This is a genomic window from Streptomyces sp. ISL-1 (assembly GCF_018614585.1).
GTDB lineage: Bacteria > Actinomycetota > Actinomycetes > Streptomycetales > Streptomycetaceae > Streptomyces > Streptomyces maoxianensis.
Map to the genome: position 1 here is coordinate 1 of NZ_JAGGOI010000014.1, position 15,383 is coordinate 15,383.

At 71.7% G+C, this 15,383-nt stretch carries 12 protein-coding genes; 1 reads left to right on the forward strand and 11 read right to left on the reverse strand.

All coding sequences use genetic code 11. The features are described 5' to 3' along the window. Window positions 1-218: 218 nt before the first annotated feature. From J7E87_RS11280 to J7E87_RS11305, 6 genes are all read right to left on the reverse strand, one after another. Complete coding sequence (locus J7E87_RS11280) at window positions 219-3,266, reverse strand: helix-turn-helix transcriptional regulator (protein WP_215092932.1); 3,048 nt, start codon at window positions 3,264-3,266, stop codon at window positions 219-221. Between the two features lie 67 nt (window positions 3,267-3,333). Further along, window positions 3,334-3,501, reverse strand: coding sequence for a hypothetical protein (locus J7E87_RS11285; protein WP_215092662.1), 168 nt, complete (start codon window positions 3,499-3,501; stop codon window positions 3,334-3,336). Between the two features lie 213 nt (window positions 3,502-3,714). Then, a complete protein-coding gene (locus tag J7E87_RS11290; protein ID WP_215092664.1) occupies window positions 3,715-4,479 on the reverse strand; it encodes a GNAT family N-acetyltransferase in 765 nt (254 codons plus the stop codon). A gap of 54 nt (window positions 4,480-4,533) precedes the next feature. Further along, window positions 4,534-5,079, reverse strand: a complete 546-nt coding sequence (locus tag J7E87_RS11295) for a hypothetical protein (protein ID WP_215092666.1) — start codon at window positions 5,077-5,079, stop codon at window positions 4,534-4,536. Window positions 5,080-5,144: 65 nt separating this feature from the next. Beyond that, window positions 5,145-5,711: a GNAT family N-acetyltransferase gene (locus J7E87_RS11300; protein ID WP_215092934.1), complete on the reverse strand. Its 567-nt coding sequence runs from the start codon at window positions 5,709-5,711 to the stop codon at window positions 5,145-5,147. Between the two features lie 218 nt (window positions 5,712-5,929). After that, window positions 5,930-8,023: a phosphocholine-specific phospholipase C gene (locus J7E87_RS11305; RefSeq protein ID WP_215092668.1), complete on the reverse strand. Its 2,094-nt coding sequence runs from the start codon at window positions 8,021-8,023 to the stop codon at window positions 5,930-5,932. 310 nt (window positions 8,024-8,333) lie between these two features. Here J7E87_RS11305 and J7E87_RS11310 point away from each other — a divergent pair, with 310 nt between their 5' ends. Then, a complete protein-coding gene (locus tag J7E87_RS11310; protein WP_215092670.1) occupies window positions 8,334-9,233 on the forward strand; it encodes a hypothetical protein in 900 nt (299 codons plus the stop codon). A gap of 333 nt (window positions 9,234-9,566) precedes the next feature. Here the strand turns inward: J7E87_RS11310 and gatB are convergent, their stop codons facing one another. The 5 genes from gatB to J7E87_RS11335 form a co-directional block, all read right to left on the reverse strand. Then, entirely contained in the window at window positions 9,567-11,075 is a 1,509-nt protein-coding gene (gene gatB / locus J7E87_RS11315; protein ID WP_215092672.1) for an Asp-tRNA(Asn)/Glu-tRNA(Gln) amidotransferase subunit GatB, read from the reverse strand. 16 nt (window positions 11,076-11,091) lie between these two features. After that, window positions 11,092-11,331 (reverse strand): hypothetical protein, encoded by a 240-nt coding sequence (locus J7E87_RS11320; protein ID WP_215092674.1) that lies wholly within the window; start codon window positions 11,329-11,331, stop codon window positions 11,092-11,094. Then, window positions 11,328-12,821, reverse strand: a complete 1,494-nt coding sequence (gene gatA, locus J7E87_RS11325; RefSeq protein WP_215092675.1) for an Asp-tRNA(Asn)/Glu-tRNA(Gln) amidotransferase subunit GatA — start codon at window positions 12,819-12,821, stop codon at window positions 11,328-11,330. Before gatA ends, J7E87_RS11320 begins: the two co-directional genes overlap by 4 nt. 5 nt (window positions 12,822-12,826) lie before the next feature. Next, on the reverse strand, window positions 12,827-13,123 hold the full coding sequence (gatC, locus tag J7E87_RS11330) for an Asp-tRNA(Asn)/Glu-tRNA(Gln) amidotransferase subunit GatC (protein ID WP_215092677.1): 297 nt from the start codon (window positions 13,121-13,123) through the stop codon (window positions 12,827-12,829). 131 nt (window positions 13,124-13,254) lie between these two features. Then, the gene (locus J7E87_RS11335) at window positions 13,255-15,369 is read right to left on the reverse strand and encodes a bifunctional diguanylate cyclase/phosphodiesterase (RefSeq protein ID WP_215092679.1); all 2,115 of its coding nucleotides are present in this window, start codon (window positions 15,367-15,369) and stop codon (window positions 13,255-13,257) included. Window positions 15,370-15,383 lie beyond the last annotated feature (14 nt).

Genomic DNA, 15,383 nt, shown 5'->3' on the forward strand with positions numbered 1-15,383 from the left:
GCGCGGTACGCGGCCGCCGCTGGGCGCGCCTGCCCGGCGTAGGCACCGGACGCCCGGGGCGGGCCCCTTCCAAGCGCGGGCACGGGCCGTGGGGGCGACTCCCAGGCGCGGTACGCGGCCGCCGCTGGGCGCGCCTGCCCGGCGTAGGCACCGGACGCCCGGGGCGAGGCGCGGGCGGATGTGGGTCCTTGGCGCCCGGCCCCGCGCCCGCCGCTTGCTCAGGCTGATGCCGCCGACTGCTCCTCGCCCGCGGGCGGGAAGAGGCGCAGGCGGTGGGCCAGGGCCGCTGCTTCGCCGCGGCCCGAGACGCCCAGTTTGGCCAGGATGTTGGAGACGTGGACGCTCGCCGTCTTCGGAGAGATGAACAGCTCCTCGGCGATCTGACGGTTGCTGCGGCCCGCCGCGACCAGGCGGAGGACAACCTCCTCGCGGCGGGTCAGGCCGAGCGCCGGGCCCCGCGACGCAGTGGCGACCGTGGCAGGAGCCGGGGCGTCGGTGAGGGGGATGCGGGCGCGCTGGGCAAGCAGGGCGATGTCCTCGGACAGGGGGCGCGCGCACAGCTGCTGGGCCGTCGCCGCCGCCTGCCGCAGCAGCTGAGTCGCCTGCGCGCGGTCCGACTGAAGCAGCGCCTCCGCCCAGCGGTGGCGGACCCTCGCAAGGTCGTACGGGCGCTCCAGCGCCTCAAAGGCCGTGCCGGCCTCGGCCCAGTCGACGGCCGTGTCCCGACCCTCGGCGCGCAGCAGTTCCGCGCGGACCCAGCGCTCGTGGGCCATCCATACCGGGACCGCGGTGACGAGCGTTCTGGCCGCCTTGCGCATCCGTTCCAACGCCTCGGCGCGGCCGGACTCCGCGGTGGGCAGGCCGCGCGTATCGGCCTCCAGCGTGGCCGCGGCGCGCAGCAGCGGCCAGGCGAACCGCTGGGTGCCGGGCGGGAAGCCCGCCGTCACCGCCCGTTCGAACTCGGCCCGGGCGTCCAGCACGCGCCCCTGCGCCGCCGCGACGCTCAAGCCCAGGGTGTGCAGGGGGACGGAGGTCTGCGGCATCGGGTCGTTGGGCCCGAAGTGCGCGCGCGCCGCCTCCAGATGCTCGGCCGCCTTCGCCGTGTCGCCCCGGTCGAGGGCCAGGTAGGCGCACCGGGTCGCTGCGAACCCCCGGGGTTTGGGGCTCAGGGCTATCCGCGACGCCCGCTCCGCGGCCTCGGCCATCTCGTCCCAGCGCCCGAGCGAGCCGTACGACTCGGCGATGTTGCCCAGAATCCAGGCCTCGGTGTCCAACAGGCCGTACTTCCGGGAGAGTTCGACGCCCTCGGCGAGTATGTCGACTGCCTCGCGCGAGCGGCCCACGCCCTCCAGCACGGACGGCAGATTCACATGCGTACGCCCCACGTGCGCGGGCAGGTCGAGCGCGACTGCCCGCTCCTTGACCGCGTACATCTGCGCGAGCCCCTCGTCGACGCTGCCCGCGTCGACCATGAGGCTGCCGAGGGTGAGGCGGGCCCGTAGCTCGTTGTCCTCCTCGCCGACCATGCGCGCGTACTCCAGGGCGAGCTCGGCGGTCGCCAGACTGCCAGGCCCCGGGTCGTGCACCATGCCCCAGCTCGCCGCCTCCGCGAGCACCTCCGCGTGGACGGCGGACGGCGGCAGACCGCGCACCAGCTCCTGCGCGGCCGCCAGCTCCGCCCACCCGTCGCCGCGGCCCAGCGACGAGACGAGCCGGGAGCGCTGGACGGAGAACCAGGCGCCGCGCAGCGGGTCGTCCTCCGCCTCCGCCAGTCGCTGCCCACGCTTGGTGATCTTCAGTGCGCGTTCACGCTCACCACTGAGCCGGCCCGCGACGGACGCCTCGGCCATCAGATCGAGGAAGCGCAGCGGCGTGGTGGCCGGATCGCAACCGCACGGAGGGTACGCCTCCGCGTAGTCGACCGGCCGCAGCGCAGCCCGCACCTCTTCCGGCGCGCTGTCCCACAGCTCCATAGCCCGCTCGAGCAGCCGCAGTTGCTCGGCGTAAGCATGCCGGCGCCGCGCCTCTACCGAGGCGCTCAGCACGGCGGGGAGGGCCTTCGCGGCGTCGTGCGCGTGGTACCAGTAGCTGGCCAGCCGCGTGGCCCGCTCCTCGCGCCGTACGAGCGACGGGTCCGCCTCCAGCGCCTCCGCGTAGCGCCGACTGAGCCGGGAGCGCTCGCCGGGCAGCAGATCATCGCCCACGGCCTCGCGCGCGAGGGAGTGCCGGAAGCGGTACCCGTCGCCGTCCGGCGTGGCCAGCAGGATGTTCGCGCCCACCGCGGACCGTAGCGCCTCGATCAGGTCGTCCTCGCACAGCCGGGCGACAGCGTGCAGCAGCCCGTACTCCACGGTCGAGCCGCCCTCCGCGACGATCCGCGCCACTCGCTGGGCGTCCTCCGGCAGCGCCTCGACGCGTACGAGGAGGATGTCGCGCAGGGAGTCGCTCAGCCCCGCGGCGCAGCCGTCGGCCATGCTGCAGGCGAGCTCCTCGACGAAGAACGCATTGCCGTCCGATCGCTCGAAGACCCGGTCCACCGCGGCCGGTTCGGGCTCGGCGGCGAGGATCCCGGCCATCTGCCGGTGAACCTCGCCGCGGTTGAAGCGGGTCAGCTCGATGCGCTGGACCGTGCGCATCCGGTCGAGTTCGGCGAGGAAGGGCCGCAGCGGATGGCGCCGGTGGACGTCGTCGGAGCGGTACGTCGCGATCACGACGAGCCGGCCGAGGCGGAGTGTGCGGAAGAGGTAGGCGAGCAGATGGCGGGTGGAGGCGTCGGCCCAGTGCAGGTCCTCGAGCACCAGGACGATCGTGCGGTCCGCGGCGATCCGCTCCAGCAGCCGCGCGGTGAGCTCGAAGAGGCGGGCCATGCCTTCCTCGTCGTGCCTGCCCTGCTGTCCGCGGGGCGTCTCCCCCAGCTCGGGCAACAGCCGCGCCAGCTCGTCCTCCTGGCCGGCGGCGGCCTCGGCCAGTTGCTTGGGCAGTCGGCGGTGGAGCGTGCGCAGCGCGGTCGAGAACGGCGCGAACGGCAGCCCGTCCGCGCCGATCTCGACGCACCCACCGACCGCGACGACAACCTCGCGGCGGCACGCCTCGGCGAACAACTCCTCGACGAGCCGGGTCTTGCCGACCCCTGCCTCACCGCCGACGAGCAAAGCCTGTGGCTCTCCCGTGGCGGCGCGGGAAAGCGCGTTGGTGAGCGCGGTCAGTTCGCCGGCGCGGCCGACGAACACCGGGCTGACGGACCTGGTCTCCACGTCGCCGAGCATCGCACAGCCCTCTGACATCACCGCAGCTTTGATCGGAATGGCAGTCATCACGCGAGGTCACGCCTCCTCAGGCGGCGCGTGTGAAGCGGTCGTCGGCCGAACTCACCCGGCCTTCCGCGTCCTTGGCGCGCCGCCTGGCGGCGCCGCGAGCCTTACGCACCTGCCGGGCCAGCCGCTCGGTCTCGGCCTCACGGATCAACTCGGCCTGGCGGAGCTGGATCTCGTAGTGGAACATCTCGTACTCCCTGGTTGCGATTTCTCTCGGCGTCTTGCGATGCCTCGACTCTCGTCGCCCAGGGGGGTCCATCACATCGGGAGGGTGCCGCATCTTCGCGCGGCGCGGGTCCTTAGACGCGGTGGGGATGCGTATGCCTCCTGTCTAAGGCCCCTGACCGCCCGGCCTTGGGGCCGCTGCCCGCCCGGCCTTGGGGTCCCTGCCCGCCCGGCCTTAAGGCCGCTGCTCGTAGACGTACGGAGTGGTCGTGCTCAGCGGGGCGAAGCCGAGCCTTCGCAGGATCGGGCGGCTCTGGCTGGAGGCGTCGACCTGCAGGAAGCGGTGGCCGCGCGCGGCGGCGATACGAGCCCGGTGGGCGATCAGCGCCCGGTAGATACCACGGCCGCGCCAGGCGGCCAGGGTGCCGCCGCCCCAGAGGCTCGCGAACCCGGTGCCCGGGTGGAGCTCCATCCGCGCCCCGCAGACCGGCTGTTCGCCCGCCAGCGCGACGGTCATGGCGATGGTGTCCGGGGACTTGGCCAGCTGGGCGAGGAGCTGTTCGCGCAGCCGGACCCCGCTCGTGCCGAAGGCCTGCTCATGCACGTCGGCCAGGAGATCCACACCCGCCGAGCCGGTGACCGCTTCCAGCCGGACGCCGTCGGGGAGTTCGGCGTCGGTGGGCAGGTCGACGATCTCGGCGACCATCAGGGTTTCTTCGGGTTCGGGTGTGAACCCGGCCGCCCGCAGCCGTGCGCCGAGGTCGTCGGGCAGGTCGTAGGAGTACAGCTTCCACTCGAAGTCCCGCCCCAGCGCGGTGAAGAACCGCACCTGCTCGGCGATCGCGGCGTCGGCCGTGGTGGGGTGCAGGCCGGACCAGACGACGCCGTTCCAGTCGCCGTCGGCACCGACCTGTCGCACCACGTCACCGACCCGCTCGGCCCCCTCGCCACGCTGCCGCATCCGGTGGTCGAACAGGCGGAGTACCGCGTCATGATCCATCCGCTCATTGCAGCACCGGACGGGACAGACGCACCAACGGGTTTCGAGAGCGGGCTACGAGCCTGTGCTGGGCAATGCCAGGAAGATGTCGAAGTACATACCGGCGGAGACGATCAGCCCCAGGCCACCCAGTACGACTCCGGCCACGGCGAAGGCCCGTACCCAGCCGGCCTTCTGCGGCAGGGCGAACACAGCCAGGCCGACGATCAGCGCGAGCAGCGCGAAGATGCCGTTGAACAGGGCGGTGCTGTGCCAGGCGTCGCCGTAGATCGCGGATATCTGCTGGGCGGGGGTGCCGCCCTGCGAGGTCTTGATCTGCCCGATAAGCGCCTGCCGCTCGGCCGCGATTGTGCCGATCCAGCTGCCGCTGAGCGCCACGACGCCGAGGCCGGCCGAGACGACGCCCGCGGCGGCGGCTGCGAGGCCGGCGGAGGCGCGCGGCGTCTCTTCGGTGTCCTCGATGTCCTCGGCTTCGGCGGTACCGACCTCGGTGTCGTGCCCGGTGGACTCGACCGGCTCGGCGGCCCCCTTGCCGGACGTCCCGGTCACGGCCGTGGCCTCTTCCGTCTCTGTGGTTTCTTTGGTCTCGGTGGGGTTCATGCGCCGCACGCTAGGGGCCGATTCTGAGAGTCCTCTTAACGACCCGCTCCTCAACGGCCGGCCCCTCAGCGATCTTCCCGCGCCCGTAGCTCCCGCCACTCCGGCCCCAGCACCGACCAGACCTCCATATCGTGCCGTACGCCCCTGTACGGGTAGCTCTCCCGCAGCACCCCGTCCCGCACCATCCCCAGCCGCTTGGCGACGTTGATGCTCGCGGTGTTCCCCGCGGCAACCTGCCATTCGACACGGTGCATTTCCCGCTCGTACACCGCCCAGTCGATGATCACGCGCGCGGCCCGTGTGACGAGCCCGCGCCCGGCGGCCGACGGCTCCAGCCAGCAGCCCGCCTCGCACGCGCCGCTCTCGATGTCCCAGATGCGGAACAGGACGCCGCCGACAAGGGTCCCGTCCAGCCAGATCCCGTAGATGCGGCCGCTGTCCCCGGCCTGCTTGTCCGCGTACGACTGGAGGAAGGCCCGCGCCGAGTCGACATCCGTAGCGACGGCGGCGAGTGCGACGTACTGGCCGATGAACTCCCGGCCCCGGTCGATGTGGGCGAGGTACTCCTCGGCCTGCCAGGGCTCGAGCGGCCGCAGTTCCGCCCCGTCGTCACCCAGCGATATAGCGAACATCATCTTCCTCCGGCCCGGTTACGGCACGAGCTGTGCGTCCTCGCCCGCGCGCTGCCCAGGGATCTTCGCATGCACGCGCCGCTCGGGCGGCTCAGCGCTGATACGCGGCAGCCGGCAGAGCGGGCCCCGGTCGCGGAGGTGCGCGGGCGGGGCAGGGACACAGGTCCCGGGCCCCGCACAGCCCCAGCCTTAAGCCCCAGCCCAGCCCAGCCGCAGCCTCAGCCGGAGACGCTCGGCCGCCCGTTCTCGATGTGGCCCATCAGACGGCGGCGGAAGCCGGTGTCCCGGTCGGCGGTCACCTCGATGTCGTACCAGCCGTGCGCGTCGGCCGCCGAGTGCACGACGGTGCGGCTGCGGCCCGCCTTGACCGTGACGGTGCGGGTCCAGTCGTCGAGGTCGGCCTCGTCGACGTAGGCCAGCGGGCGGATCGTGAAGGTGACAGGCCCGCTGCCGTCGTTGCGCAGGGCGAGATGCAGATCACGGTCATGGTGGTCGATGGACGAGGAGACCTGCGCGGCGCCCTCGACGCCGCCCGCGAACTCGCGCCTGAAGCCATTGGGCCCGGTGATCGTGAAGCGGTAGGCGTCGCCGGTAAGGGGTACGGCCCATTGCGCCTTGCCCCTTACGTCCTTGTGCTGCGGGACGGGGAACTCACCGGCGTACGGATAGAGCGCGAAGTGAGCACTCGCGCGCCCGCTGTTGCTGAGCGCCACCGTGAAGGCGTTGCCCGTGACCTTGCCGTACGCGTCGGGCTGATAGGGCAGCGGCCGGGCGGGCCGGGTTCCCTCCTCCTGCACCGGCATGTGCTGCCGCAGCGGCGGCACAGGCCGCCAGCGTCCCGTGAACGGCGGGATCGCGCCCGGCTGCTCCACGTCGGGCTGCGGCCGGCCGCGCCGGAAGTCGAAGGCGGAGGTGAGATCGCCCGTGACGGCGCGCCGCCAGCGGGTGATGTTGGGCTCCTCGACGCCCGTCCACTTCTCCAGCAGCCGGACCACCGAGGTGTGGTCGAACACCTCGGAACAGACGTAGCCGCCGACCGACCAGGGTGAGACGACGAGCAGCGGGACGCGGATGCCGAGGCCGGTGGGCTTGCCCTGCCAGCGCTCATCGCTGTTGTCGGCGGGCGGGACCGGCGGCGGTACGTGATCGAAGAAGCCGTCGTTCTCGTCGTAGTTGATCAGGACGACGGTGCTCCGCCATACGTCGGGGTGGGAGCCGAGGGCGTCCAGCACCTTGTAGACGAGGGTGGCCGACGCGATCGGCGAGGAGGAGCCGGGGTGCTCCGAGTCGATCGCGGAGGGCACCAGGTACGACACCTCGGGGAGCGTGCCCGCCGCCACGTCCGCGCGGAACTGGTCCGCGAGGGAGCCGGTCTCGCCGCGCCGAAGCCCGCGCTCGAAGAGCGACCGCTCGCTCTTGCTCAGCGTCGCCACGCCCTCTTCGAGCGCAGCGAGGAGCCGCGCACGCTCGGCGGTGTCCTGGGTGTCGCGCACCTTCGCGTAGAAGGCCTCCATGAAGGTGAAGTCGCCGGCCTTGGCCAGCGCCTTGCGCGCGATCTTTTTGAAGCTCGTGAAGAACTCGATGTTGTTGTCGGTGAAGTTCTCCCACTCCTGGTACGTCTTCCAGCTGCGGCCGGCCTGCTCGAGCCGCTCGGCGTAGGTCGGCCAGGAGTAGCCGGGGTGGGTGCCCTCGGCGTACGCGGCGTTGGTGACGGCGCGGCTGCCGTCGGCCTCGAAGCCGGTCCAGCCGCTCCACAGGTGGTTGCGGTTGGGGCTCGTCGACGTATGGATCGAGGAGTGGTACGCGTCGCAGATGGTGAACGTGTCGGCGAGTTCGTAGTGCAGGGGTATGTCGCGGCGGTCGTAGTACGCCATGGTCGCGGCGGTCTTCGCCGAGACCCAGCCGTCCATCCAGCCGTCGCGCCAGGCCTTGGCGCCGCCGCTCCAGGAGTGGTCGAGGTCGCCGATGTACTGGAGGTCCTTCTTCTGCGTCTCGGCAGCGTCGCGCACGGGGAAGGGCAGCACGGTGCGCAGCGGGCCGGGCTGCTCGAAGACGGGCTTCCCGGAGGGGAGTTCGACGGCGTTGCGGTCGCCGAAGCCGCGTACGCCGCGCAGGGTGCCGAAGTAGTGGTCGAAGGACCGGTTCTCCTGCATGAGTATCACCACGTGCTTGACCGCCCCCAGCCCGCCCGACAGCGGCTCGGCTGCCATCGCCGCCTGCAGGGACGGCGGGAGCAGCGACCCGGCCGCCGCCGCGCCGATGGCTCCTCCACCGAGTGCGAACAGACGCCGTCGTGAGATGTCCGTGGTCAAGTGATCCTCCCGATTCCGGTGTTACCGCCCGGAACGTAGTGAGGCCGGATGACTTGAGCAAGTCCCGTGGAGGGCGCGGCGGTGAACGTCCAAGAGTCCGCGCGACGACTTCAGGCCCCGGGAGGGGCGGGCGGGCGCGTACTGCGGTGGACGCGCAGCAGCCGGGCTGAGCGAGTTCATCGCCTCCAACACCGCGGAGTGTGTCGCGCCGGGGCCCGGCCTGTGAACGCAGGCGATTTCGGCGCGATCTGAGCGATGAATACCCAGGCGTGCGACGGGTGTTGTCAGCGGCGGCTGGCACGATGGGTGTATGGAAAACACGGGGACCAACTGGCCGACCCTGACACCCGGCGACGCCGCGGAGTACGCCCTGACGCTCCATGACGCTCCCGACGCGTACCTCGACCGGGCCCCGGTCCCCGTGCTGGCATACGATCCGGGCGCCTCGCTCCGGGACCGGCGGGAGGCCTTCCGTGAGGTGTACGACGCGATAGTGGCCAGGATCGGGGAGCCGACGCTCTACGGCGGCTCGGCGGAAGGCCCCAATGTCCGCTGGCGGGACGGCAGAAGGGTGGTGCTGCTCGCCGGCAACCGCCACCGGGCGCAGCTGTCGGTCCACGACACGGACGCTCTGGAGCGCGAGGAGCGGCGCATCTTCGAGTGGGGCGGCGCCTGGTCGGTGGAGGAGCAGCACGACTTCGACTTCCTGCCGTACTGCTGGCAGTTGGACCGCAGCGGACCCGGGGAGCGCCCGACCGAGCGGCCAGGCGGCCGGCATGCCTCCTGTCTCGAACACTTCCAGAGCGCCCTCCAGTTGCTGCTCACGGCGTGGGTGGAACAGCTTTCCGTGCAGGTCGGCGACGACTGGGCGAGCTTCAGCGTGACCAGCGGCGCGGATCGCGGCCGGCAACTGCTCATTTCGTACGCGCTTGAGGACGGGCTGCATGTCTCGGTCGACGACCGCGACGGCGAGGACAGCCCGGAGCGGGCGCGCCTGATGCACTCGCGCGGCTGGAAGTCCCGCGACCGGGGCTGGTGGCAGACGGACTTCCCGGACCCGGAGCGCGCGGAGGTCGCGGCGGTGGCCCGCCTGGCCGTCAAGGAACTGCGGGCACGCGGCACGAAAGAGCCGGAGGAACTGCGAGCGAGGGACGCCAGCTGCAAGGACCGCGGCGAACTGTGGTTGCCGGGCTTGGGCATACGCCACTGACGCACGCTTTGAAGCGGGCGCGCAGTGCCAGTGCCGGGGTCAACGCACGCCACCCCCGAGGCTCGGCCCCGCACCCGAATTACGGCACGCGCCGCGCCTGGGTGGGCAGCAGCCCGCTGCGGTGCGCACACGCCGCCCAGCGTGGGCCTGGGCCGGCAGTAGCCGGTGACGCCTGGGGGGATCTACGCCCACTGTGGCAACGGCCCGCCGTAGCCCGGTAACGCCGGGCCGCAGGCTCCCGGCGTTACCGCGGGCCCCGCTCCCCCGCCGGACACGAAACAGCGGCCCGCACCAGTCGGTGCGGGCCGCCGCCTCCCCTGGCGGTGCTCGTCGTCAGGCCTCGACGCCGAGCTTCTGCAGGATCAGTTCCTTCACACGCGCCGCGTCCGCCTGGCCGCGGGTGGTCTTCATGACCGCGCCCACCAGCGCGCCGACCGCCGCGACCTTGCCGCCGCGGATCTTGTCGGCGATCGCCGCGTTGCTCGCGATCGCCTCGTCGACGGCCGCGCCGAGCGCGCCCTCGTCCGAGACGACCTTCAGGCCGCGCTTCTCGACGACGGTGTCCGGGTCACCCTCGCCCGCGAGGACGCCCTCGATGACCTGGCGGGCCAGCTTGTCGTTGATGTCGCCGGCCGCGACCAGCTCCGCCACCCGGGCAACCTGGGCCGGCGTGATCGCAAGCGAGGTGAGCTCGACGCCCTCCTCGTTGGAGCGGCGGGCCAGCTCACCCATCCACCACTTGCGCGCGGAAGCCGCATCCGCACCCGCCTCGATCGTGGCGACGATCAGGTCGACCGCCCCCGCGTTGAGGATCGACTGCATGTCGTGCTCGGAGACGCCCCACTCCTCGCGCAGCCGGTTGCGGCGGACCCGCGGCAGCTCGGGCAGGGTCGCCCGCAGCTCCTCGACCCACTCGCGCGGCGGCGCCATCGGCACCAGGTCGGGCTCCGGGAAGTAACGGTAGTCCTCGGCCTCTTCCTTCACCCGGCCGGACGTCGTGGAGCCGTCCTCCTCGTGGAAGTGACGGGTCTCCTGGATGATCGTGCCGCCGGACGAGAGCACCGCGGCGTGCCGCTGGACCTCGAACCGGGCCGCACGCTCCACGCTGCGCAGCGAGTTGACGTTCTTCGTCTCGGAGCGGGTACCGAACTTCTCGACGCCGTGCGGACGCAGCGACAGGTTCACGTCGCACCGCATCTGGCCCTGCTCCATGCGCGCCTCGGAGACGCCGAGCGCCTTGATGAGCTCGCGCAGCTCCGCGACGTACGCCTTGGCGACCTCCGGCGCACGCTCGCCCGCGCCCTCGATCGGCTTGGTGACGATCTCGATCAGCGGGATGCCGGCGCGGTTGTAGTCCAGCAGCGAGTGGGACGCGCCGTGGATACGGCCGGTGGCGCCGCCGACGTGCAGCGACTTGCCGGTGTCCTCCTCCATGTGGGCGCGCTCGATCTCCACGCGGAAGACCTCGCCGTCCTCCAGCTGGACGTCCAGATAGCCGTTGAAGGCGATCGGCTCGTCGTACTGCGAGGTCTGGAAGTTCTTCGGCATGTCCGGATAGAAGTAGTTCTTCCGGGCGAAGCGGCACCACTCGGCGATCTCGCAGTTGAGCGCGAGGCCGATCTTGACGGCCGACTCGATGCCGATCGCGTTGACGACCGGGAGGGAGCCGGGCAGGCCGAGACAGGTGGGGCAGGTCTGCGAGTTGGGCGGGGCGCCCAGCTCGGTCGAGCAGCCGCAGAACATCTTGGTCTTGGTGCCGAGTTCGACATGGACTTCGAGGCCCATGACGGGGTCGTACGCAGCGAGAGCGTCCTCGTACGACACCAGTTCAGTGACGGTCACGGTGAAACTTTCCCTCTCAGCCCAGCAGGACGTCGTCGTCGCCCAGGCGCTTCAGCTCGCGGTAGAGCAGGGCCAGGCCGGTGACGATGGCGGCAGCGGATACGGCGGCATCGATCAGCCGGAGCGTGTCGTTCTCAGAGCGGGCCTTCTTGGCCTGCTTGATCACACTCAGCGCGCCGAACGCGGTGGTGCCGATGGACAGGTACGTACCGGTCTTGGACTTCTTGAAGCCCTTGGCCTTGGAAAGGGTGCTCACAGCGACGGTGCCTCCTCGAGCAGCGGGTGACCCCACCTTTCCACGAAGGCGGCCTCGACGGCGGCGCCGACTTTGTAGAGCCGGTCGTCCTTCATGGCGGGGGCGATGATCTGCAGACCGACCGGCAGGCCGTCCTCCGGCGCGAGGCCGCAGGGCAGCGACATCGCGGCGTTGCCGGCCAGGTTGGTCGGGATGGTGCACAGGTCCGCGAGGTACATCGCCATGGGGTCGTCGGCGCGCTCGCCGATCGGGAAGGCGGTGGTCGGCGTGGTCGGCGAGACGATCACGTCGACCTGCTCGAAGGCCTTCTCGAAGTCCCGGGTGATGAGGGTGCGGACCTTCTGCGCGGAGCCGTAGTACGCGTCGTAGTAGCCGGAGCTGAGCGCGTACGTACCCAGCATGATGCGGCGCTTGACCTCGTCCCCGAAGCCGGCCTCGCGGGTCAGCGCGGTGACGTCCTCGGCGGACCTCGTGCCGTCGTCGCCGACGCGCAGGCCGTAGCGCATGGCGTCGAAGCGGGCCAGGTTGGACGAGCACTCGGACGGCGCGATCAGGTAGTACGCGGAGAGCCCCAGGTCGAAGGACGGGCAGTCCAGCTCGACGATCGTCGCGCCGAGCGACTCGAGCAGCTCCACCGATTCGTTGAAGCGCTGGACGACACCGGCCTGGTAGCCCTCGCCCGAGAACTGCTTGACGACGCCGACGCGCATTCCGGCGACCGAGCCGCTCCGAGCGGCCTCGACGACCGGCGGAACCGGGGCGTCGATGGACGTCGAGTCGAGCGGGTCGTGACCGGCGATCACCTCGTGCAGCAGCGCCGCGTCCAGGACCGTACGGGCGCAGGGACCGCCCTGGTCGAGGGAGGACGAGAACGCGACCATGCCGTAGCGGGAGACGCCGCCGTAGGTCGGCTTGACGCCGACCGTGCCGGTGACGGCGGCGGGCTGGCGGATGGAGCCGCCGGTGTCCGTGCCGATGGCGAGCGGGGCTTGGTACGAGGCGAGGGCGGCGGAGGAGCCGCCGCCGGAGCCGCCGGGGACACGGGTCAGGTCCCACGGGTTGCCCGTCGGGCCGTACGCGCTGTTCTCGGTCGAGGACCCCATGGCGAACTCGTCCATGTTGGTCTTGCCGAGGATGACCACGCCGGCGGCCTTGAGCTTCCTGGTCACCGTGGCGTCGTAGGGCGGGATCCAGCCCTCGAGGATCTTCGAGCCGACCGTGGTCGGCACGCCCTCGGTGGTGAAGATGTCCTTCAGCGCGAGCGGCACGCCGGCCAGCGGACCGAGTTCCTCGCCCGCCTCTCGCTTCGCGTCGACCGCGCGGGCCTGCGCGAGCGCGCCCTCACGGTCGATGTGCAAGAAGGCGTGCACCTTCTCGTCCACGGCCTCGATCCGGGCCAGGTGAGCCTCGGTGACCTCGACGGCCGTGAGCTCGCCGGCGGCGATCTTCGCGGCGATCTCGGCCGCGGTGAGCTTGATGATGTCCGTCATGGTGATTAGTCCTCCCCCAGGATCTGCGGCACCTTGAAACGCTGCTGCTCCTGGGCCGGGGCGCAGGAGAGCGCCTGCTCGGGGGTGAGCGACGGACGGACCTCGTCCAGGCGCATGACATTGGTCAGCGGCAGCGGGTGGGAGGTCGGGGGTACGTCTTGGTCGGCGACCTCGGAGACGCGGGCGACCGCGCCGATGATGTCGTCGAGCTGTCCGGCGAAGTGGTCGAGCTCTTCGGCCTGCAGCTCCAGACGCGCCAGCCGGGCGAGGTGGGCGACCTCCTCGCGCGTAATGCCAGGCATGCAGCGATCCTCAGGGGTGGAGTGTGTGTGGTTTGGCCCAATCCTATGGGGCGCGGGCCACAACCCACGAAACGGATATCCGGTCGGGGTCCCGCACGGCCGTCGGCGGGCCGCGCCCAGGGACCCGCACGTCAGGGGACGACCTGGCTGGACGGCTCGTCCGCGTCCGAGGCGGCGGGCAGCTCGGCCGGGCGGTGCCAGCCGCGCTCACCCCTGGCCCGCAGCCATGCGGTGGTCTCCTGCGGCGGCATCGCGGCCGCGACCAGCCAGCCCTGTACGGCGTCGCAGCCCAGGTCCCGCAGCCGTTCCCAGGTCTCGTCGTCCTCGACGCCCTCGGCGACCACCAGCAGGCCGAGCGAGTGGGCCAGGTCCACGGTGCAGCGGACGATCGCCGCGTCCTCGTTGTCGACGGCGAGCCGGGCGACGAACGAGCGGTCGATCTTGAGCTCGCTGACGGGGAGGCGGCGCAGGTGCACGAGGGAGGAGTAGCCGGTGCCGAAGTCGTCCAGGGACATCTTGACGCCGTGCTCGGTCAGGCCGGCGAGGGTGTCGGCGGCGCGCTGCGGGTCCTCGAGGAGGACGTGTTCCGTGATTTCCAGCTGGAGGGCGCCGGGCGGGACGCCGTGCCGGGCAAGGCGCGCGGCGACGGATCCGGCGAAGCCCGGGGTGTGCACATCGCGCGGCGAGACATTGACGGCGACCGGCACGTTCAGCCCCTGGGCGCGCCACTTCGCGACCTGGGCGAGGGCCGTGTCGAGCACGTACTCCGTCAGATGCGGCATCAGGCCCGAGGACTCGGCGATGGCGATGAACTCGTCCGGGGAGACCCGGCCCCGCTCCGGGTGGACCCAGCGGACCAGCGCTTCCAGGCCCGCGACATGGCCGTCGAAGCGGACCTTGGGCTGGTAGTGGAGCTCCACGTCGCCTGCGTCGAGCGCCCGGCGCAGATCGCCCAGCAGACCGAGCCGGTCGGGGGTGTTGCTGTCCCGCTTGGACTCGTACACCTCCACGCCCGTGCGGTCCCGCTTCGCCTGGTACATCGCCACGTCGGCGCGCCGCAGCAGGCCCTCCGCGTCGTGCGCGTGCTCGGGGAAGACGGCGACGCCCGCGCTCGCCTCCAGGACGAGCGTGAGTCCGTCCAGGTCGAGCGGCGACGACAGCTCGGCCACCAGATTGCGGGCGACGCGCTGGGCGCTGGTGGTGGAGTCGGCGGTGGGGAGCAGTACGGCGAACTCGTCGCCGCCGAGCCTCGCCGCCTCGGCGCCGCGCGGCAGGGCGAGCCGCAGCCGGTCGGCTATCTGCAGGAGCAGCCGGTCGCCCGCGAGATGGCCGAGCGTGTCATTGACGGAACGGAACCGGTCGAGATCGATCAGTACGAGCGCGGACCGGGCACCGTTGCCCTCGGCGTCCTCCAGGGCGGCCCAGGTCCGCTCCAGCAGCCACTGCCGGTTGGGCAGCCCGGTCAGCGGATCGCGAAGCTGCTCCTCGGCCCTGGCCCTGGCGATCCAGAGCGTGGAGTCCAGGGCGATCAGCGGGACGGCGAACAGCGGTAGCAGCAGCGGCAGCGCCACCGCGACGACACAGATCAGCGGGGCGATGCCGAGCAGGGCGACCGCGACAAGACCCTGCCTCAGCAGGGCGGTGCGGGCCGCGGTGGGCAGGCCGCCGCCCTGCGGGGCCAGCGCATACCACAACAGCAGCCGGGTGACCGAGAGATAGGCGGCGGCCGCGAGCATCACTTCAGGGCCGGCAGCGATCCCCCAGTCGAGTGGCGACCAGGGCTGCTCGACGCTCGGCTGCACCCCGAACACAGCGAGGACGAGCCCCGCCGCGGCGATGCCGAGGATGTCCACGGAGCCGTGCAGCAGGCCTTGGCGCCAGCGGTGCCTGCGGGCCGCGCCGACCAGGGCGACGACGGCGAGGCTGACCAGGCCGGCGGGCACCCAGCCGAAGAGCAGCAGGACGGCGAGGGTGAGGGCGGCGCCCGATCCGGTGCCGCCCCACCAGCGGTCGCGGCCGAGCGCGACCAGATGGCTCACGATGATTGCGGTGAGGACCGCGAGCGACCAGCCCACCGCGGAGTTGGGGAAGAGTGCGTGGCCCTCCTGTACCGCCCTGACGATCCCGGTGACCAGCAGGGCCGCGGCGCAAACGATGACGACGACCGGCAGTCGCGGTGTCGTGCCCGCAAGGGCCGCGAATCCACGCGGCCGTGAGACCAGGGCGGCGCTCTCGGTCGGTTTCATTCCCGTCCCTCTCA